General features: G+C 52.0%; 19 protein-coding genes. 2 read left to right on the top strand and 17 right to left on the bottom strand.

The annotated features are described in order from the left end of the window. Window positions 1–71 precede the first annotated feature (71 nt). From acpP to yceD, 7 genes are all read right to left on the bottom strand, one after another. Entirely contained in the window at window positions 72–308 is a 237-nt protein-coding gene (gene acpP, locus A31E_RS17010; protein ID WP_000103754.1) for an acyl carrier protein, read from the bottom strand. Window positions 309–518: 210 nt separating this feature from the next. Then, window positions 519–1,253 (bottom strand): 3-oxoacyl-ACP reductase FabG, encoded by a 735-nt coding sequence (gene fabG / locus A31E_RS17015; protein ID WP_001008542.1) that lies wholly within the window; start codon window positions 1,251–1,253, stop codon window positions 519–521. Window positions 1,254–1,265: 12 nt separating this feature from the next. After that, a complete protein-coding gene (fabD, locus tag A31E_RS17020; protein WP_001516187.1) occupies window positions 1,266–2,195 on the bottom strand; it encodes an ACP S-malonyltransferase in 930 nt (309 codons plus the stop codon). A 15-nt stretch (window positions 2,196–2,210) separates the two neighbouring features. Further along, a complete protein-coding gene (fabH, locus tag A31E_RS17025) occupies window positions 2,211–3,164 on the bottom strand; it encodes a beta-ketoacyl-ACP synthase III (RefSeq protein WP_000288127.1) in 954 nt (317 codons plus the stop codon). Between the two features lie 67 nt (window positions 3,165–3,231). Further along, the gene (gene plsX / locus A31E_RS17030) at window positions 3,232–4,302 is read right to left on the bottom strand and encodes a phosphate acyltransferase PlsX (RefSeq protein ID WP_000197582.1); all 1,071 of its coding nucleotides are present in this window, start codon (window positions 4,300–4,302) and stop codon (window positions 3,232–3,234) included. A gap of 80 nt (window positions 4,303–4,382) precedes the next feature. Next, window positions 4,383–4,556 (bottom strand): 50S ribosomal protein L32, encoded by a 174-nt coding sequence (gene rpmF / locus A31E_RS17035; protein ID WP_000290727.1) that lies wholly within the window; start codon window positions 4,554–4,556, stop codon window positions 4,383–4,385. A gap of 51 nt (window positions 4,557–4,607) precedes the next feature. Next, window positions 4,608–5,129, bottom strand: coding sequence for a 23S rRNA accumulation protein YceD (yceD, locus tag A31E_RS17040; protein ID WP_001174477.1), 522 nt, complete (start codon window positions 5,127–5,129; stop codon window positions 4,608–4,610). Window positions 5,130–5,327: 198 nt separating this feature from the next. On the opposite strand from yceD, the gene yceF reads away from it, so the two are divergent. After that, window positions 5,328–5,912: a 7-methyl-GTP pyrophosphatase gene (yceF, locus tag A31E_RS17045; RefSeq protein ID WP_001516185.1), complete on the top strand. Its 585-nt coding sequence runs from the start codon at window positions 5,328–5,330 to the stop codon at window positions 5,910–5,912. 111 nt (window positions 5,913–6,023) lie between these two features. Here yceF and rluC read toward each other — a convergent pair whose 3' ends face one another. Beyond that, window positions 6,024–6,983, bottom strand: coding sequence for a 23S rRNA pseudouridine(955/2504/2580) synthase RluC (gene rluC, locus A31E_RS17050; protein ID WP_024191859.1), 960 nt, complete (start codon window positions 6,981–6,983; stop codon window positions 6,024–6,026). A 572-nt stretch (window positions 6,984–7,555) separates the two neighbouring features. On the opposite strand from rluC, the gene rne reads away from it, so the two are divergent. Continuing rightward, window positions 7,556–10,735, top strand: coding sequence for a ribonuclease E (gene rne / locus A31E_RS17055; RefSeq protein ID WP_001516183.1), 3,180 nt, complete (start codon window positions 7,556–7,558; stop codon window positions 10,733–10,735). Window positions 10,736–10,930: 195 nt separating this feature from the next. Here rne and flgL read toward each other — a convergent pair whose 3' ends face one another. From flgL to flgD, 9 genes are all read right to left on the bottom strand, one after another. Beyond that, window positions 10,931–11,884, bottom strand: a complete 954-nt coding sequence (flgL, locus tag A31E_RS17060) for a flagellar hook-associated protein FlgL (RefSeq protein ID WP_001212793.1) — start codon at window positions 11,882–11,884, stop codon at window positions 10,931–10,933. Window positions 11,885–11,896: 12 nt separating this feature from the next. Beyond that, a complete protein-coding gene (flgK, locus tag A31E_RS17065) occupies window positions 11,897–13,540 on the bottom strand; it encodes a flagellar hook-associated protein FlgK (RefSeq protein ID WP_016248591.1) in 1,644 nt (547 codons plus the stop codon). Window positions 13,541–13,605: 65 nt separating this feature from the next. Next, window positions 13,606–14,547 (bottom strand): flagellar assembly peptidoglycan hydrolase FlgJ, encoded by a 942-nt coding sequence (gene flgJ / locus A31E_RS17070; RefSeq protein ID WP_001516180.1) that lies wholly within the window; start codon window positions 14,545–14,547, stop codon window positions 13,606–13,608. Then, the gene (gene flgI / locus A31E_RS17075) at window positions 14,547–15,644 is read right to left on the bottom strand and encodes a flagellar basal body P-ring protein FlgI (RefSeq protein WP_016248590.1); all 1,098 of its coding nucleotides are present in this window, start codon (window positions 15,642–15,644) and stop codon (window positions 14,547–14,549) included. The genes flgJ and flgI overlap by 1 nt, the downstream gene beginning before the upstream one ends. 11 nt (window positions 15,645–15,655) lie before the next feature. Continuing rightward, window positions 15,656–16,354: a flagellar basal body L-ring protein FlgH gene (gene flgH / locus A31E_RS17080; protein ID WP_016248589.1), complete on the bottom strand. Its 699-nt coding sequence runs from the start codon at window positions 16,352–16,354 to the stop codon at window positions 15,656–15,658. A gap of 52 nt (window positions 16,355–16,406) precedes the next feature. After that, window positions 16,407–17,189: a flagellar basal-body rod protein FlgG gene (flgG, locus tag A31E_RS17085; RefSeq protein ID WP_000625823.1), complete on the bottom strand. Its 783-nt coding sequence runs from the start codon at window positions 17,187–17,189 to the stop codon at window positions 16,407–16,409. A 171-nt stretch (window positions 17,190–17,360) separates the two neighbouring features. Then, window positions 17,361–18,116 (bottom strand): flagellar basal-body rod protein FlgF, encoded by a 756-nt coding sequence (gene flgF, locus A31E_RS17090; protein ID WP_000349270.1) that lies wholly within the window; start codon window positions 18,114–18,116, stop codon window positions 17,361–17,363. Window positions 18,117–18,135: 19 nt separating this feature from the next. Next, entirely contained in the window at window positions 18,136–19,341 is a 1,206-nt protein-coding gene (gene flgE / locus A31E_RS17095; protein ID WP_000885838.1) for a flagellar hook protein FlgE, read from the bottom strand. Between the two features lie 24 nt (window positions 19,342–19,365). After that, window positions 19,366–20,061, bottom strand: a complete 696-nt coding sequence (flgD, locus tag A31E_RS17100; protein ID WP_016248588.1) for a flagellar hook assembly protein FlgD — start codon at window positions 20,059–20,061, stop codon at window positions 19,366–19,368. Window positions 20,062–20,064 lie beyond the last annotated feature (3 nt).

Here is a 20,064-nt window from a genome sequence, read left to right as displayed (position 1 = left end):
GGAAAAAAATGATTCTAGTGGGACAAAAAGATAAAACTCAGGCGGTCGAACGACCGCCTGGAGATGTTCACTTACGCCTGGTGGCCGTTGATGTAATCAATGGCAGCCTGAACGGTGGTGATTTTCTCAGCTTCTTCGTCCGGAATCTCAGTATCAAACTCTTCTTCCAGAGCCATTACCAGCTCAACGGTGTCAAGAGAATCCGCGCCCAGGTCTTCAACGAAAGAAGCATTGTTGGTAACTTCTTCCTGCTTAACGCCCAGCTGTTCGCCGATAATTTTCTTAACGCGTTCTTCGATAGTGCTCATACTCTTAAATTTCCTATCAAAACTCGCTTTCGCGATGGTTTTCGTAGTGTATAAAATGTTGAAAAATTTGCAACTAAATCCCGGCAGGTCTTACCACGATTTTACGCTATTTTGAGGCCATACCCCCCAACAACGCAAATCATTTTGCACTAATTATTACTCATAACCACGCAGACTGCGCGCAACATGAGCATTTTGTGCAATTCGCGGTCAGACCATGTACATCCCGCCGTTCACATGCAAAGTTTCACCCGTGATGTAAGCTGCTTCGTCGGATGCCAGGAATGCAACCGCGTTGGCGATTTCCTGTGCGCCGCCAAGGCGACCCGCAGGAACCTGCGCCAGGATACCCGCACGCTGGTCATCGCTCAGCGCACGTGTCATGTCCGTTTCAATAAAGCCCGGAGCAACAACGTTTACAGTAATACCGCGTGACGCAACTTCGCGCGCCAGTGATTTACTGAAGCCGATCAAGCCCGCTTTCGCCGCAGCGTAGTTGGCCTGACCGCCATTTCCCATGGTACCAACCACAGAACCGATAGTGATAATACGACCATGACGCTTTTTCATCATAGCGCGCATTACCGCTTTTGACAGACGGAAAACAGATGAAAGGTTGGTTTCGATAATATCGTTCCACTCATCATCTTTCATTCGCATTAACAGGTTATCACGAGTGATACCGGCATTATTGACCAGGATATCGACTTCACCAAATTCTGCGCGAATTTTTTCCAGAACAGATTCGATAGATGCCGGGTCGGTCACATTCAACATCAGACCTTTACCGTTAGCACCTAAATAATCACTGATCGCCTGAGCGCCGCTTTCACTGGTCGCAGTGCCGATAACTTTCGCACCACGGGCTGCGAGCGTTTCAGCAATTGCGCGGCCAATCCCACGGCTTGCACCGGTTACCAGTGCGATTTTTCCTTCAAAATTCATGATTTTCCTCTTTTAAAGCTCGAGCGCCGCTGCCATCGCTGAAGGTTCATTCAGCGCCGAGGCGGTCAGGGTGTCGACAATGCGTTTTGTCAGGCCAGTAAGCACTTTGCCCGGGCCGACTTCATAAAGATGTTCTACGCCTTGCGTTGCCATGTATTCAACGGACTTCGTCCACTGAACTGGGTTATAAAGCTGGCGCACCAGGGCATCACGGATGGCATCACCATTGGTTTCGCATTTCACATCAACGTTGTTCACAACCGGAACGGTTGGGGCGTTAAAAGTGATTTTTGCTAATTCAACAGCCAGCTTGTCGGCAGCCGGTTTCATCAACGCACAATGAGACGGAACGCTCACTGGCAACGGCAACGCACGTTTTGCGCCAGCAGCTTTACAGGCAGCACCTGCACGCTCAACCGCTTCTTTATGACCGGCAATAACCACCTGGCCCGGAGAGTTGAAGTTTACCGGAGAAACCACCTGGCCTTCCGCTGCTTCTTCACAAGCCTTAGCAATAGACGCATCATCCAGACCGATGATTGCCGCCATTGCGCCAGTCCCTTCCGGTACAGCTTCCTGCATGAACTTGCCGCGCATCTCAACCAGACGCACCGCATCAGCAAAATCAATCACACCAGCACAAACCAGCGCGGAGTATTCGCCCAGGCTGTGACCAGCCATCATTGCTGGAGCTTTGCCGCCTTGCTGCTGCCATACGCGATACAGCGCAACAGATGCAGCTAACAGTGCTGGCTGGGTTTGCCAGGTTTTATTCAGTTCTTCGGCTGGCCCCTGCTGGGTCAGCGCCCACAGGTCGTAGCCCAGCGCTGCAGAAGCTTCAGCAAACGTTTCTTCAACAATGGGATAGCTCGCCGCCATATCAGCCAGCATTCCAACGGTTTGAGAACCCTGTCCAGGGAACACAAATGCAAATTGCGTCATCTTTAAATCCTTATCCTAGAAACGAACCAGCGCGGAGCCCCAGGTAAACCCACCGCCAAAGGCTTCAAGCAGGACCAACTGACCAGGCTTAATACGCCCATCGCGTACCGCTTCATCAAGTGCACAAGGCACAGAAGCAGCAGAGGTATTACCGTGGCGATCCAGGGTCACGACGACATTGTCCATCGACATGCCGAGTTTTTTCGCCGTTGCGCTGATAATACGCAGGTTCGCCTGATGCGGAACCAGCCAGTCCAGTTGAGAACGGTCAAGATTATTCGCCGCCAGCGTCTCATCAACGATGTGCGCAAGCTCAGTTACCGCGACCTTGAAGACTTCGTTGCCTGCCATAGTCAGATGAATTGAATTCTCTGGATTCACACGGTCAGCGTTAGGCAGCGTCAGCAATTCACCATAGCTGCCGTCGGCATGCAGATGGGTGGAGATAATTCCTGGCTCTTCAGAGGCGGCCAGCACCGCAGCGCCCGCACCATCACCAAAAATGATAATGGTTCCGCGATCTGTTGGATCGCAGGTGCGCGCCAGTACATCGGAACCGACGACCAGAGCATACTTCACCGCACCAGATTTCACATATTGATCAGCTACGCTCAGGGCGTAGGTGAAACCTGCACAGGCTGCGGCAACGTCAAACGCCGGGCAACCTTTAATGCCCAACATGCTTTGAATCTGACATGCTGCGCTCGGGAAGGCGTGCGTGGCAGAAGTCGTTGCCACAACAATCAGGCCAATCTGGTCTTTGTCGATCCCCGCCATTTCAATTGCACGTGTCGCCGCTTCGAAGCCCATGGTAGAAACGGTTTCGTTTGGTGCAGCAATATGACGTTCACGGATGCCAGTACGAGTAACAATCCACTCGTCAGAGGTATCCACCATTTTTTCCAGATCGGCGTTTGTCCGCACTTGTTCGGGCAGATAGCTGCCAGTACCAATAATCTTCGTATACATGTACGCTCAGTCACTTTTCGGTTATATACCGTCACTTGCAAACTGCGAGTTCGCTGGCAGCGTCCTGCTACCGCAGAGTTCCGCTTTTGCCACCGTCCAGCAGCTCAAAACCAGCTGGGTATACAGATTTCAGGCGAGCGGCAATTCGCTGAGGAACTTGTCGCTGCACCGCCTGCACTGCCTGTTCAATCGCGACCGCAAAAGCTCGCTGATTGGCCGCACCATGACTTTTTATCACCGTGCCGCGCAATCCTAACAGACAGGCGCCGTTATACTGGTCGGGGTTGAGGTGACTGAATCGCCTCGTCAGGCTCTTTTGTAGCCAACGCTTTAATAACAGTAGCCACCACGACCGTTTTTTCCCTTCTCCCTGGGATTTCAGCAGAGAAAGGAACATCCTGACAACACCTTCCATCGTCTTTAATGTGACATTTCCTGTAAAACCGTCACAGACCAACACATCTGTCTTGCCAGTTAATAACTCATTGGCTTCAAGATAGCCGATATAATTGACAGAAGGGATTGTTTTAAGCACAGCTGAGGCGTCCCGAATACTGTCGAGACCCTTTACTTCTTCTTCACCAATATTGAGCAACGCCACGCGAGGGTTAGGGATTTCCACCACCTCTTCTGCCAAAACAGAGCCCATAATGGCGAATTGCACCAACATTGTGCTATCACAATCGACGTTGGCCCCTAAATCGAGAACCACCGTTTTGCCCTTTTGCTGATGCGGTAACACCGTCACCAACGCCGGACGCTCAATCCCCTCCAGGGGTTTGAGCAATAATTTTGCCAGTCCCATCAGCGCCCCGGTATTACCGGCACTGACACAGGCCTGCGCTCGCCCCTCTTTCACCAGTTCCAAAGCCACGCGCATTGAGCTACCACGACTGCCGCGGATAGCTTGCGAAGGCCGGGCATCACTGGCGATAACTGACTGCGCAGGGATAATCTGCAAACGCGAACGTTGTTCGAAGTCAGCTTTAGCAAGTAATGGCGTGATGGCGTCGGGATTACCGACTAAAAGAAGAGTGAGTTGCGAATTAGAGTTCAGTGCCTGCAAAGCTGCAGGCACTGTCACAGAAGGGCCAAAATCGCCCCCCATGACATCTAACGCCAGGGTTAGACGTGTCAAGGTATCGTCGCCGCCCGGTTTGGTCTTTCCCCAGTTACCTGGGGAAAATCCTCACTAAGCTTCATCACGCAGACGCGTGATTACTTAGCGATGACCTTGCGGCCGCGGTAGTAACCGTCGGCAGTGATGTGGTGACGCAGGTGTTTTTCACCAGAAGTTTTGTCTACAGACAGGCTGGTGACTGCGGTCAGCGCGTCATGGGAACGACGCATGCCACGTTTGGAACGGGTTGGTTTATTCTGTTGTACGGCCATGGACCTTACTCCTCAATTACGGTTTATCCCCGATCCAACGGGGAGCACCAATTACTTACGCTTTAAGCTGGCTAATACGGCAAATGGGTTTGGTTTTTGCGCTTCATCAGGCAATTCACCAAAGACCATGTCCGCTTCGGACACTTCACAGTGTTCAGAATCATGCACCGGAACTACCGGCAAGGCGAGGATGATTTCATCTTCAACCATTGCAAGCAGATCGATTTCACCGAATTCGTTAACCTCAATCGGTTCATACGTTTCCGGCAGTGCTTCAGCCTGTTCGTCTGAACGCACAGGACTAAAACAATACGTTGTGTAGACCTGATGAGAAAACGGCTTCCCGCAACGCTGACACTCGAGCGTTACCGTCACCTTCGCATCGCCGTTTAACACTGCGAGACGTTGGTTATCGATAGCGAACGACATGGAGCATTCCACATCACTGTCCACACTGACTACAGATTCAGCGACGCGCTCAACCTGATCAGGAGTATAAATACCCTGGTAATCAAGGCGTTTTTGAGCCGTTCGAACCGGATCGAGAGTCAGGGGTAATTTTACCTTTTGCATAGGGCGCGCATATTAACTTTGTAACGTCATAGAGTCAAAGAAAAAGGCAGCCTGTGGTTGCCTTTTGCCAATAATTCGCACACATTGCGGGTTACTGCTTTATTTTCGTTCAGTGCTGACAACGAACATCAACCTGCAAAACGAAGCGCATAGTTTAAAATGGCTATCATCAATACGCTATATCTGATGGAAAAAAATATGTCTAAACTTATTTTAGCCTCCACCTCGCCCTGGCGCCGCGCTCTACTTGAAAAACTGCAAATCTCTTTCGAATGTGCCGCGCCGGAGGTCGACGAAACCCCGCATAGCGATGAATCACCTCGCCAACTGGTGCTTCGACTGGCGCAAGAAAAAGCGCAATCCTTAGCATCACGTTATCCAGACCATTTAATTATTGGTTCTGATCAGGTGTGTGTTCTTGACGGTGAAATCACCGGTAAACCGTTAACGGAAGAAAATGCGCGCCTGCAATTACGCAAAGCCAGCGGCAATATTGTCACCTTTTATACCGGGCTGGCATTGTATAATTCCGCCAACGGACATCTGCAAACAGAAGTGGAACCATTTGACGTCCATTTCCGTCATCTGAGCGAGGCGGAGATTGATAATTACGTGCGTAAGGAGCATCCCCTGCACTGTGCAGGTAGCTTTAAGAGTGAAGGCTTTGGCATTACGCTATTCGAGCGTTTAGAAGGGCGTGACCCTAACACGCTGGTTGGTTTGCCGCTTATTGCGCTCTGTCAGATGTTACGTCGGGAAGGGAAAAACCCGCTGATGGGATAATTTTATGGGCCGGACGCGTTTACGCCGCATCCGGCAATTGGTGCTGACTGCCTGATGCGGCGTAAACGCCTTATCAGGCCTACCGCCTACTATCTGATTTATATGCTCGCATTAACGCGTATTACGCAGTTTCTGCAAACAACGCTTCAAACCATCATCCATCGGCGCTTCGATACGCATCACCTCACCCGTTCCCGGATGGGTAAACTTCAACGCCGCGGCGTGCAGGAATAAACGATTCAATCCCGTTCCCGCTTCAGTGAGTTGTTTATCAAATTCGCGGTCGCCGTAACGATCATCAAAGGCAATCGGATGACCAGCGTATTGCGTATGCACACGGATCTGGTGTGTACGACCGGTCACCGGGCTACAACGCACCAGCGTGGCAAACGCATAGCGTTCTTCCACTTTGAAGCGCGTTTCTGACGGCTTACCCTCCTGGCTCACACGCACAATACGCTCACCGCTTTGCAGAATGTTTTTCAGCAACGGCGCTTGCACGCTTTTCACGTGTGACTGCCACTGACCGCGCACCAGCGCCAGGTAATCTTTTTGCATACCTTTTTCACGTAATTGCTCATGTAGAGAACGTAACGCCGAGCGTTTTTTCGCTACCAGCAGTACACCAGAGGTGTCCCGGTCGAGTCGATGCACCAGTTCAAGGAACCGCGCTTCGGGGCGCAACGCCCTCAGTCCTTCAATAACGCCGAAACTTAAACCACTGCCGCCATGTACTGCTGTGCCAGACGGTTTATTCAACACCAGAATATGATCATCTTCATATAAGATGACATCCGCCAGCGCAGCGACTTTTTGCAGATGCGGCGAAACCGCGTCTTCTTCCCGTTCAGCAACGCGAACCGGCGGAATACGCACTTCATCGCCAGCTTCGAGTTTATATTCAGGCTTAATACGTTTTTTGTTCACCCGTACTTCGCCTTTACGCAAAATACGGTAGATCATACTTTTTGGTACGCCTTTCAATTGGGTACGCAAAAAGTTGTCGATACGTTGCCCCGCTTCATCAGCGGTAATAGCAACAATTTTTACGGATGGAGTCTCTGTTTTCATGGTGGGCGATTCTAAATAGCCAGCAGGATTCGCGCCACTCATTTTTCTATGCTTATATTTAGTTCTGCACCTTATTACTTCCCAGCGCAATCACTTAATTGCTGGTTATTAAACCAATCACCAGCAAGAAGTGAAAAAACTGTGAGTAAGTGGGTGATAAATGGTAAAAGTCATCTTGCTATAACAAGGCTTGCAGTGGAATAATGAGAACGTTTCCGTGTCCAACCTTGTTAAAACAAGAAATTTTACGGAATAACCCATTTTGCCCGACCGATCATCAACGCAGCAATGGCGTAAGACGTATTGATCTTTCAGGCAGTTAGCGGGCTGCGGGTTGCAGTCCTTACCGGTAGATGGAAATATTTCTGGAGAGTAATACCCAGTCTGTTTCTCTGATAATTGCGCTGTTTTTCCGCATGAAAAACGGGCAACCGACACTCTGCGCCTCTTTGAGCTGACGATAACCGTGAGGTTGGCGACGCGACTAGACACGAGGCCATCGGTTCACACCCGGAAAGGCGTTACTTTGCCCGCAGCTTAGTCGTCAATGTAAGAATAATGAGTAAGTTACGATGAAAAGAATGTTAATCAACGCAACTCAGCAGGAAGAGTTGCGCGTTGCCCTTGTAGATGGGCAGCGTCTGTATGATCTGGATATCGAAAGTCCAGGGCATGAACAGAAAAAGGCGAACATCTACAAAGGTAAAATCACCCGCATTGAACCGAGTCTGGAAGCTGCTTTTGTTGATTACGGCGCTGAACGTCACGGTTTCCTCCCACTAAAAGAAATTGCCCGCGAATATTTCCCTGCTAACTACAGTGCTCATGGCCGCCCCAACATTAAAGATGTGTTGCGTGAAGGTCAGGAGGTCATTGTTCAGATCGATAAAGAAGAGCGCGGTAACAAAGGCGCAGCACTGACCACCTTTATCAGCCTGGCGGGTAGCTATCTGGTTCTGATGCCGAACAACCCGCGCGCGGGTGGCATTTCTCGCCGTATCGAAGGCGACGACCGTACCGAATTAAAAGAAGCACTGGCAAGCCTTGAACTGCCTGAAGGCATGGGGCTTATCGTGCGTACTGCTGGCGTCGGCAAATCTGCCGAGGCGCTCCAGTGGGATCTGAGCTTCCGTCTGAAACACTGGGAAGCGATCAAAAAAGCCGCTGAAAGCCGCCCTGCTCCGTTCCTGATTCACCAGGAAAGCAACGTTATCGTTCGCGCTTTCCGCGACTACCTGCGTCAGGACATAGGTGAAATCCTTATTGATAACCCGAAAGTGCTCGAACTGGCGCGTCAGCATATCGCCGCGTTGGGCCGCCCGGATTTCAGCAGCAAAATCAAACTGTACACGGGTGAAATTCCACTGTTCAGCCACTACCAGATTGAATCGCAGATCGAGTCCGCTTTCCAGCGTGAAGTTCGTCTGCCGTCCGGTGGTTCTATTGTTATCGACAGCACCGAAGCGTTAACCGCCATCGACATCAACTCCGCACGCGCAACCCGCGGCGGTGATATCGAAGAAACCGCGTTTAACACTAACCTGGAAGCTGCTGATGAGATTGCTCGTCAGTTGCGTCTGCGTGACCTCGGCGGCCTGATTGTTATCGACTTTATTGACATGACGCCAGTACGCCACCAGCGTGCGGTAGAAAACCGTCTGCGTGAAGCGGTGCGTCAGGATCGTGCGCGTATTCAAATCAGCCATATTTCTCGCTTCGGCCTGCTCGAGATGTCCCGTCAGCGCCTTAGCCCATCGCTGGGTGAATCCAGCCATCACGTCTGCCCGCGTTGCTCCGGTACTGGCACCGTGCGTGACAACGAATCCCTGTCGCTCTCTATTCTGCGTCTGATTGAAGAAGAAGCCCTGAAAGAGAACACTCAGGAAGTCCACGCTATTGTTCCTGTCCCCATTGCTTCTTACCTGCTGAACGAAAAACGTTCTGCGGTGAATGCAATTGAAACCCGTCAGGACGGCGTGCGCTGCGTGATTGTACCAAACGATCAGATGGAAACTCCGCACTACCACGTGCTGCGCGTGCGTAAAGGAGAAGAGACGCCGACCTTAAGCTACATGCTGCCAAAACTGCATGAAGAAGCGATGGCATTACCTTCTGAGGAAGAATTCCCTGAACGTAAACGCCCGGAACAACCTGCACTGGCAACCTTCGCCATGCCGGATGTTCCACCAGCGCCAACCCCGGCTGAAACTGTAGCACCGGCAGCAGCCCCAGCACCGAAAGCTGCGCCGACAACGCCTGCTGCTCCAGCACAACCAGGCCTGTTGAGCCGTCTTTTCAACGCACTGAAATCGTTGTTCAGCGGCGGCGAAGAAACCAAACCGGCCGAGCAACCCGCGTCGAAAGCAGAAGCAAAACCGGAGCGCCAACAGGATCGCCGTAAGCCTCGCCAGAACAACCGCCGTGACCGTAATGAACGCCGCGATACACGTAGTGAGCGTACAGAGGGCAGCGATAATCGCGAAGAAAACCGTCGTAATCGTCGCCAGGCACAGCAGCAGACTGCCGAGGCTCGTGAGAACCGTCAGCAGACCGATGTAACTGAAAAAGCACGCACCACTGACGAGCAGCAAGCACCGCGTCGTGAACGTAGCCGTCGCCGTAACGACGATAAACGTCAGGTGCAACAAGAAGCTAAAGCGCTGAATGTTGAAGAGCCATCTGTTCAGGAAACCGACCAGGAAGAACGTGTACGTCCGGTTCAACCACGTCGTAAACAGCGTCAACTGAACCAAAAAGTGCGTTACGAGCAAAGCGTTGCTGAAGAAGTTGTAGTCGCACCGGTGGTTGAAGAAACCGTCGCTGCCGAGCCTGTTATGCAGGAAACGCCTGCCCAGCGAACTGAACTGGTAAAAGTTCCGCTGCCTGTGGTTGCGCAAACTGCGCCGGAACAGCAAGAAGAGAACAATGCCGATAACCGTGACAACGGTGGCATGCCACGTCGTTCTCGTCGTTCGCCTCGTCACCTGCGCGTAAGTGGCCAGCGTCGTCGCCGCTATCGTGACGAGCGTTATCCGGTTCAGTCACCAATGCCGTTAACTGTAGCGTGCGCATCTCCGGAACTGGCCTCTGGCAAAGTCTGGATCCGCTACCCGGTTGTACGTCCGCAAGATGTACAGGTTGAAGAACAACGCGAGCAGGAAGAAGTACAGGTTCAGCCGATGGTGACTGAAGTCCCTGTCGCCGCCGCTGTGGAGCCAGTCATTGCCGCGCCGGTTGTTGAAGAAGTAACTGAAGTCGTAGAAGCACCTGTTCAGGTTGCCGAACCGCAAGTGGTTGAAACGACGCATCCTGAAGTGATTGCCGCTGCAGTAACTGAACAGCCGCAGGTGATTGCCGAAGCTGATGTTGCCGTAGCGCAGGAAGTTGCAGAGCACGCAGAACCAGTGGTTGAACCGCAGGAAGAGACGGCTGATATTGAAGAAGTTGCCGAAACTGCCGAGGTTGTGATTGCCGAACCTGAAGTCGTTGCTCAACCTGCCGCGCCTGTGGTCGCTGAAGTTGCAGCAGAGGTTGAAACAGTAGCCCCTGTTGAAGCCGAGGTAGTCGTAGAGCATAACCACGCTACCGCGCCGATGACACGTGCTCCGGCACCGGAATATGTTCCGGAAGCGCCGCGCCACAGTGATTGGCAGCGTCCAGCCTTTGCCTTCGAAGGTAAAGGTGCCGCAGGTGGTCATACGGCGACGCATCATGCCTCTGCCGCCCCTGCGCGTCCGCAACCTGTTGAGTAATCATTAACTCAAAGCGATCAAGCCCTGGCAACCGCCGGGGCTTTTTTTATTTCAGTTATGAATCAATATATTCAACTTCACCCAATGGTATTCTTGCCAGCCACACTCAAAAATAAGGCAAAAAAATGCCCGCTCAGGCGATCCCAGAGCGGGCAGACAAAACATACCCAGTTTCATGATATGTTTGAAAAGTGCTTATTTATTGAGCTGAAAAAGCGATAATCCTTGCATATCAGTAAACGCTTTGTACGACGCCTGCAACGCCGTTTGCTGCATGATGTAAGATGAAATCGTCGCGTTCCAGTCCACATCAACCAAATCACTCATCTGCTGCGTCTGACCTAAAGCGCGATCGCTACCTAATGAATCCAGCGACTCCAGTTCGTTCAACTGTGTGCCTAATTCCGCACGTACGGTGAGCACATTATTCAGCGAGTTTTTCAGGCCACGGTTAGTTTTATCTAATGCCGCAGCAGCGGTTTCTTTATCCGCTTCACTATCTGCAACCGGTGTTTTCAGCGCAGCGATGGCGCTATCCAGCATAGCAAAAAGGCTGGTTTCAGAATCGCTACCATCTGGTTCCGCTACCGCATTACTGGTAATGCTATTAAAAATTTTGTCGCCGGTATGCCCTATCACCATCGAACGCGAAGCATCAACCTGTTGCTTAATACTTTCAGTTCCGCCGACATATTCACCTTTCGCTTCGCTAAACGGTGCGGATTCGGTTTTATAACCAGCAAAAATGTAGCGCCCGTTACCGTCAGTGGTATTCGCCAGATTCAACAACTGGTCGCGGAGTCCCTGAATATCCGTGGCTAACGATGCCCGATCATCGTCACTTAACGTGCCGTTGCTGGCGTAGACAATTTTTTCCTGGGCGTTCTGGATTGCCGTAGTAACCTGGCTAAGCACACTCTCTTCCAGCGACACTTTTTGCGTCGCGAAAGTACGCGCCAGCGTGTACTGACTGTTTTGCGCCTGCGCTTGTGAGAGCACGACAGCTTGTGATGCAGCAATGGGATCGTCAGAAGGGTTAACAACTCGCTTACCCGTCGACATCTGTTCGCCATACTTCATCCATTCCGCCTGGGAACTGGTGATACCGCGCATATTTTGCTGGTACATCATCTGGGTACTGAAACGCATTTTTTCTCTCCCTTAGCGAATGTTAATAAGCGCATCGAAAATGGCGTTCGCCGTCTGCAGAACCTGCGCATTCGCCAGGTAGTACTGCTGAAAACGTTGCAAGTTGCCGTACTCTTCATCAAGGTTGACGCCGGAAATAGATTGCTGCTGATTAGAGAGTTGCGTCACCACATTACCTTGCGTCGTACTGCTGGTTTTCAACGTAGCAGTTTTATTGCCGATATCACTCACTAACGAGGCATAGGCGTCGTTGAAGGATTTCGCCCCGCCCACCGTTTTACTGTTGCTTTGCAAATCCAGCAGCGCCTGACCATTACGGTTATCGCTCTCACCAGCGGTTTTATCGCTCGCCATGGCGATTTTCGCTTCGTCGGTGATTAAAACGTCCATGTTGACGATGGCATCGCTTACCGGTTTCAACGTGAAGCTGTCATTAGCATCTGGTGTGCCGGTAAACGTCAACTCCAGACCGTCAAACGAAACTTTACCGTCGGTATCTGGCGTCACCGTAAAAGTAGTATTGCTGGCAAGGCGGGTGACCTGCCACTGATTATTGTTGAAAGAGATTTTGTAATCTGTTGCCAGCACCGCGGAGCCGTCGGTCACCGTGGCGCTGATCGCGCTACTACCCTGGTTTTTAGTATTCTCCAGCACAGCCGGTTTCCCGATGGCAAAAAAATCTTTCCCTGTATCGCCATTGGCATCAAACCCGTCTTTGTGTTGAGTATTGAAAGCCCCGGCAAATGCCAGCGCCAGTTGTCCGAGCGTATTGCGCGTCTGGTCGAGATCCTGAGAACGGAATGTCAGAAGGCCGCCCAGCGGCCCGGTATTCAGTAATTTCTCCGGGATCTCGATATTGCCCACAGTACTATCAACATAAGCGACTGTCGTGCGGGAAGGATCGGCGCTGGACGGTACTGCCGCCAACTGACGCGCCGTGCTGCCCTGTACCAGTGAGTAACCATTGGCCATCGTGATGTTGTAAGTGCCGCCATCCTGAACGCTGACTTCTACACCAACGATCTGGTTTAATTCGCTCACCAGTTGATCACGTTGATCCAGCAGTTCGTTAGGTGACGCCCCTGCCCCCACACCTGTCAGGCGTGAGATTTGATCGTTCAGACTGGCGATTTGTTTAGCATAATTGTTGATCTGGTCAACGCTGGCACCTATCGCGATATTGACCTGTTTATCCTGGTCGCGCAGATACTGATCGGTGGTTTTAAACTGGTTTACCAGCCCTTCTGCTTTACCGATCAGCGCCTGACGTGCCGCCGGATCTTCCGCGTTACTGACCAGTGTTTGCAGACTGGTGAAGAAATCCTGTATCTGTGTTGCCAGCGAGGTCGTGCTGCCAGAGAGCATATTGTCGATTTTCGACATCTGTTCATAGCGGGAAGTCAGACCGCTACTCTGGGTTTGCGCCGCACGTAACTGGTTGGTAATAAACGCATCATACTCACGTTGCACACCGGATATGTAGACACCATTGCCAACCCAACCACCTGCACCCAGAGTGCTGTTGGCCTGCGCCATAATGGTGGTTTGGCGGGTATATCCGGCAACGTTATAGCTGGAAATATTATTACTCGCCGTATTTAACGCTGCCTGCGCCGCGTTAAGTCCGCTCATGGCGTTATTGATCAAGCTGGACATGGAGGTTCCTTATAAGCCTTCAATTACAGAGCATTATCGGCAGACACCCGCCGGACTTGAGTTCTTCAGAACAGATTATCGATACTCATGTTGTAAGTTTTGCTCACTTTGTCGCTTACCGATTTCATCTGCTGAATCATATGGGTTAGTTTGCGGGCATAATGAGGATCGGTCGCATATCCCGCGTCCTGTAATGCCTGCGCCCCCTGCTCAGCGCTTTTGGCATTCGTCACGGCGGCGTAACGCGGATTACGTGTTAATAGACCGACATAATCTGAAAGCGCTTCAAGATATGAGCTGTAAACCCGGAACTTCGCCTTTACTTTCTTCGCTTCGCCATTTTCATATTCGGTGGTGGTAATTTCAGTGATCGGCCCTTTCCAATTGCCGGAGGCTTTGACGCCAAACAGGTTATAGCTTGGCTCACCATTTTCACGACGGATTTGCCGTTGTCCCCAGCCTGATTCCAGCGCCGCCTGGGCAAGGATCAGATGATGCGGCACACCACTTTGCTGGCTTGCCCGTTGGGCGGGAAGCGAGAGTTGCGCGAGGAACGCTTTGCTGTCACCAGGTAGCGAATCATCGTAGTTACGTGGTACGGCTTTTTGCACCAGTTGCGAGAGCGCCTGGTTTTGGTAACGCATCACAGTTTCAAGCGGGAATTTCATCGGTGCCGCTGGCGTTGCTTCATCTGGCAACGGCTGCTCTGGTGTCATCTGTTTAACCATCATCTCCGCCAGCCCCAGACCTTTGCCTGCTGTCATCTGTTGGGCAATCTGCTGGTCATACATACTGGTGTAGAGTCGGGTATGCTCGCTGCTGAACAGGCCATCTTTCGGTAAGGCTTCACGCATACTTTTCAGCATCATCTGCACGAACATCCCTTCTACCTGACGAGCCACCGGGCGAATATTTGCCGCCGGATCTTCACCCACTTTCGCTTTCAGGTCATTAAGCGATTGTGCATCCCAGGCGGCACTGGCCAGCAGTTTGCTGTCGCTAATCATCAGATGATTTCCAGTTTTGCCCGCAGACATCCCGCGCTTTGCATCGATTGCAGTATGGACATCAGATCCATCGGCGTAGCCCCCAATGCATTGAGCGCGCGCACTACGTTATTGAGGCTGGCGCTTGAACGCACGCTTTGCAGCGAACCACCTCTCTGACGTAAGTCGATCTGCGTTTGTGGGGTTACCACGGTTTCTCCACCACCAAACGGCGTATCTGGCTGGCTGACATTCACCTGGCGATTCACCGTAACCGAGAGGTTGCCCTGTGCCACCGCGCAGCTATTGAGGGTCACTTCACGATTCATCACCACTGAACCGGTACGCGAGTTAATAATCACTTTGGCGTCCTGCGGAGTGACATTGACCTGCATGTTCTGGATATCGGCAAGGAAACGCACCTGGGAACTGTTGCCACTCGGCACGCGTACCTGAATAGTTCGCGCATCTAACGCCGTCGCGTTGCCGTATCCGCGTGTGCGGTTGATGGTATCGGCAATTTCCTGCGCCAGGGTGAAATCTTCCTCATTTAGCTGCAAATTGAAGGTATTGCCAGCACCAAACTGGCGGGGCAATTCGCGCTCAATAATTGCACCATTGGTGATCCGTCCGCCATTCAATTGGTTAACCTGAACACTGCTGCCCCCCGCCGATGCGCCTGCGCCGCCGACCAGAATATTGCCCTGCGCCAGCGCATACACCTGGCTATCGACACCCTTAAGCGGTGTCATCAGCAGCGTACCGCCACGCAGACTTTTGGCGTTACCCATCGACGACACCACGACATCAATGGTTTGCCCCTGGCGTCCAAAAGGCGGAAGTGACGCCGTCACCATTACCGCAGCGACGTTTTTTAACTGCATATTGGTGCCTGTCGGAACGGTAATTCCCAACTGCGAGAGCATGTTATTTAGCGTTTGCGTGGTAAACGGCGTCTGGGTCGTCTGGTCACCCGTACCATCCAGGCCAACTACCAACCCATAACCAATCAGCGAGTTTTGCCGTACGCCCTGAACGCTGGTGAGATCGCGAATACGGTCGGCCTGCGCCACGACCGCAACCAGCAGAAGAATGAATGCAGAGAGAAATTTAATCACCACAGCCTCACTTACATTGGCGACAGGTTAAGGAAGAAACGCTGTAACCAGCCCATATTTTGTGCTTCGTTAATGTAGCCATTGCCAACGTACTCAATGCGCGCATCCGCCACCTGGGTAGACGGTACGGTGTTGCTACCACTGATAGTGCGTGGATTGACCACGCCGGAGAAGCGAATAAATTCGGTGCCCTGATTAATGGCGATCTGTTTTTCACCCACCACATGCAGGTTACCGTTTACCAGCACTTGATCGACCGTCACCGTCAACGTGCCGCTGAAGGTATTGCTGGCATTGGCTCCACCTTTCCCGTTGAAGCTATTGCCGCCAGAGGCATCGACATCAGCGCGGGCATTACCAAACAGCCCCTGCAAATAGCGCGGCACAGTATCAAAGCCAAAATTGGTTTTACCGTCGCGGCTGGCATTAGCGGAAGAACTCTTGCTGGCACTGACGTTTTCCTGCAACACAATGGTCAGCGTATCGCCAATATTACGTGGGCGGCGATCTTCAAACAGCGGTTGATAGCCATAGTTAATCGGCTGAGCAGACTGGAATATGGAACCGTTGGCGACGGGTGTCGGACCAGGAACCGGCTGTGCAGTAGTCGCCCCCTGTACCAACGGCGTGGAGGGTATCCAGGCACAGCCGGTCAGTGAAAACACCAACAAGCTGGAAATGGCGTAAATGCGCGCAGCGTTTTTTTGCATGGCTATCATCTTTAAAAATCAGTAAACCGGTGAACCAGCCACCGGTTATGCCTTAGAGTTGCGTCAGTTTTTGCAGCATCTGATCGGTGGTAGATACCGCTTTACTGTTGATTTCGTAGGCACGTTGTACCTGAATCATGTTGACCAGTTCTTCCGCCACGTTGACGTTAGATGTTTCAACATACCCTTGATACAGCAGCCCCGCGCCGTTCAGACCCGGTGTACTTTCGTTCGGTGCGCCGGAGGATTGCGTTTCGGTGTAGAGGTTTTCGCCAATGCTCTCCAGCCCAGTGTCGTTCATAAAGGTAGTGAGATTAAGCTGCCCAACCTGAACCGGAGCCGCCTGGCCTTGCTGGGTTACGCTGACCACGCCATCACGACCGATGGTGATGCTTAACGCATTCGCTGGAATGGTGATCGCAGGCTGTACCTGAAAACCACCCGCCGTCACCAACTGCCCGTTCTGATCCACCTGGAAAGAGCCGTCGCGGGTGTAGGCCGATGAGCCATCCGGCAGCATGATCTGGAAAAAGCCCTGCCCTTTAATCGCCACATCTTTGCTGTTATTGGTTTGCGACAGGTTGCCCTGACTGTGTAGGCGTTCAGTGGCAACCGGACGCACACCAGTACCGATTTGTAACCCGGACGGCAAGGTGGTTTGTTCGGAAGACTGCGCTCCAGGCTGGCGAATGGTTTGATAAAGCAGATCTTCAAACACCGCCCGCTGACGCTTGAAACCGTTGGTACTGACGTTTGCCAGGTTGTTGGCAATGACGTCCATATTGGTTTGCTGGGCGTCGAGGCCGGTTTTGGCGATCCATAATGAACTGATCATAAAATGTCCTGTAGTGGAGTGCTGACCACGTGCATATGTCTTTTTACCGGATGCGGCGTAAACGCCTTATCCGGCCTACAAGATCTCGCAAATTCAATACATTGCGATGCAACTCGTAAGCCCGATAAAATTGCGCATCAGGTAACTTATGCTTGTCACTTATCCTTTCAATTAACTCATCGAAAGCAGTTGATTGGCACGGCCTGCGTTATCATCAACGCTGCTGATAACCTTCATCTGCATTTCAAAACGCCGCGCGCTGGCAATCATGTCGCTCATCGCCGCAACAGCATTGACATTACTGCCTTCCAGCACGCCCGACATCACCCGTAACGTCGGGTCTGCCTGAAGTTCCGCTCCACGTGTGGCCTGACTTTCAGCAGTCAAACGAAAAATGCCGTCATCGCCGCGCTGCACTTCACTGCCCGTAGCTTTCACCAGTTTCAGCCGCCCGACTGGAGCGACGGTATTTGCCGGATCGCCAGAATTCAGCGCCGAGATAGTACCATCGGCAGCAATAGTGATTTCCGCCCCTTCCGGCACAGCAATCGGCCCCGCCTCACCAATCACCGGATGCCCCTGAATCGTCAGTTGCCCGGTGGGATCAACCTGAATGCTGCCATTACGCGTATATCCTTCGCTACCGTCAGCAGTCTGCACGGCCAGCCAGCCGTCTTGCTGTAACGCAACATCCAGCGGACGTGAGGTGTAATCCATCTTGCCGGGCGTCATGTCTGCCCCTGGCGTAGATGCCGTCACCAGCGTGCGTGTAGGCAGCGAAAGTCCCTCTACCGGCACTGCACGTAAGGCGTTTATCTGCGCGCGAAAACCAGGTGTAGATGCATTCGCCAGATTACTGGCAGTTACCGCTTGCTGATTCAGCGTCTGGCTGGCGGCCCCCATCGCGGTATAGATTGCGTGATCCATTGAGCTATCCCGTCAGCGATTAGCGTAAGTTAACCAGCGTGTTGAGGATCTGGTCCTGGGTTTTGATAGTCTGGGCGTTGGACTGATAGTTACGCTGGGCGACAATCATATTGACCAGTTCTTTGCTGAGATCGACATTGGACGCTTCCAGCGCACCATTGGTCAGCGTGCCAAAATTGCCTGTTCCGGCAGTCCCCAACAGCGCCACGCCAGAAGATTGCGTCGCAGACCAGACATTATCGCCTTCGGACGCCAGTCCTTCGTTGTTAGCGAAGTTAGCCAGCACAATCTGCCCCAACAGTTGGGTTTGTTCGTTGGAATAGTTGCCGACTACCGTACCGTCATCGTTGATTTGGTAACTCACCAGATCGCCCGGTTTGTAGCCGTTCTGGGTGGTTGCCACGATGTTGTTCGCACCGGTGTTTTGTTGCATGGAGTTGAGGAAACTTAACGAGAATGAGGCGGGATCTGCACCGTTAATTGCACCGGTGGCAACTAACGCAGAAGCACCAGATGTCAGAGTTCCATTCGCATCAAACGCCAGTGTTGTTACTTGCTTAGCGATACTGGCTGCATCACTACTATCCTGGGTGTAAACATCCCAGTTATTATCCCCGGTCTTCACAAAGTAGACGCTCATGTCATGAGCATTCCCCTGGCTGTCAAATACCGTTACCGAACCTTTTTTGTTATAGCTATCCGCATCGCTGGCATCGAAAGTTTTGACTGTCGGAAGAGGATCACTGGAGTTAAGGTTGATCTGCATTGACGCCGTTGTCGTCGTTTTCGCCGCCATCAGGGTATTCGGAATCGAAATATTGCCTGGATTCGCCCCCTGCTGAATAGTCGGTGGTGTGCCGGTTGCCGGATAACCCGTTAACTGTAAACCTTGCATATTCACCAGATTACGGTTTTCATCGAGTTTAAATTGCCCGTTACGGCTGTAAAACACTGAGCCGTTACTGTCTACGAGGCGGAAGAAACCGTTCTGGCTGATGGCAACGTCAAGACCACGTCCTGTATTCGTGGTCGTTCCATCGGTAAAATCCTGGGTAATGCCGGCAACTTTTACCCCCAGCCCCACTTTAGAACCCGCGAACATATCAGCAAAAGAAGCCGTACCGGATTTAAAACCATAGGTGGCGGAGTTGGCGATATTGTTGCCAATAACATCGAGGTTGGTGGCGGCTGCGTTTAATCCGCTAACCGCTTGAGAAAAGGCCATGACTGACTCCTGAAATGTGAAGGCTTAAATTATCTGCCGTACTTCGTCGAGAGTGGTGGTGCCGTAAGTGCCGAGATCCAGCGTATTACCGTTGTTACCGCGGATCACGCCCTGCACCAGAGCAAACTGCAGCGGTTGCGCAACTAACTGCGTACCACCGTTACTGGCGCTAATCGCCACGTTATAAGAACCATTCGGTGCGGTTGTGCCGTCAGTTAATGTGCCGTCCCAGGTGAAACTGTGGACTCCGGCGGTCAGTTCACCGATATCAATCGAGCGTACAACCGCGCCATTTTTATCAGTGATCGTGGCGGTGACTTTGTCTGCCGCCTGTTGCAGTTCAACACCAAACGGCGTGGTCGTGGTTACCGCCCCTTCTTCACTGCCAGTACCGGCAAGAATGGTGGTGCCGGGGATCATCACACCATGACCAATCAGGTTACTGGCCTGTAGCGACTGACTGTTGTCTATCTGTCCGGAAATCGAACCGAGTGTAGTATTGAGTTTTTCAATCCCGCTAACCGTGCTGATTTGCGCCAGTTGCGATGTCAACTCGTTGTTCTCCATCGGATTGGTCGGATCCTGATTTTTCAGTTGCGCCACCAGCAACGTCAGAAAACTGCTTTGCAAATCTGCAGCGTTACTGCCAGTGAGCGAACTACTGCTGGTAGTACTGACACCAGTGTTTGTCGGATCGGTAGTGGTTACCGCAATGGACATGGT

The sequence above is a fragment of the Escherichia sp. KTE159 genome, from assembly GCF_000408805.1.
In the GTDB taxonomy this organism is placed as follows: Bacteria; Pseudomonadota; Gammaproteobacteria; order Enterobacterales; family Enterobacteriaceae; genus Escherichia; species Escherichia marmotae.
The sequence above is the reverse complement of the archived record's forward strand: the minus strand, read 5'-3'. Positions and strand labels throughout refer to the sequence as shown.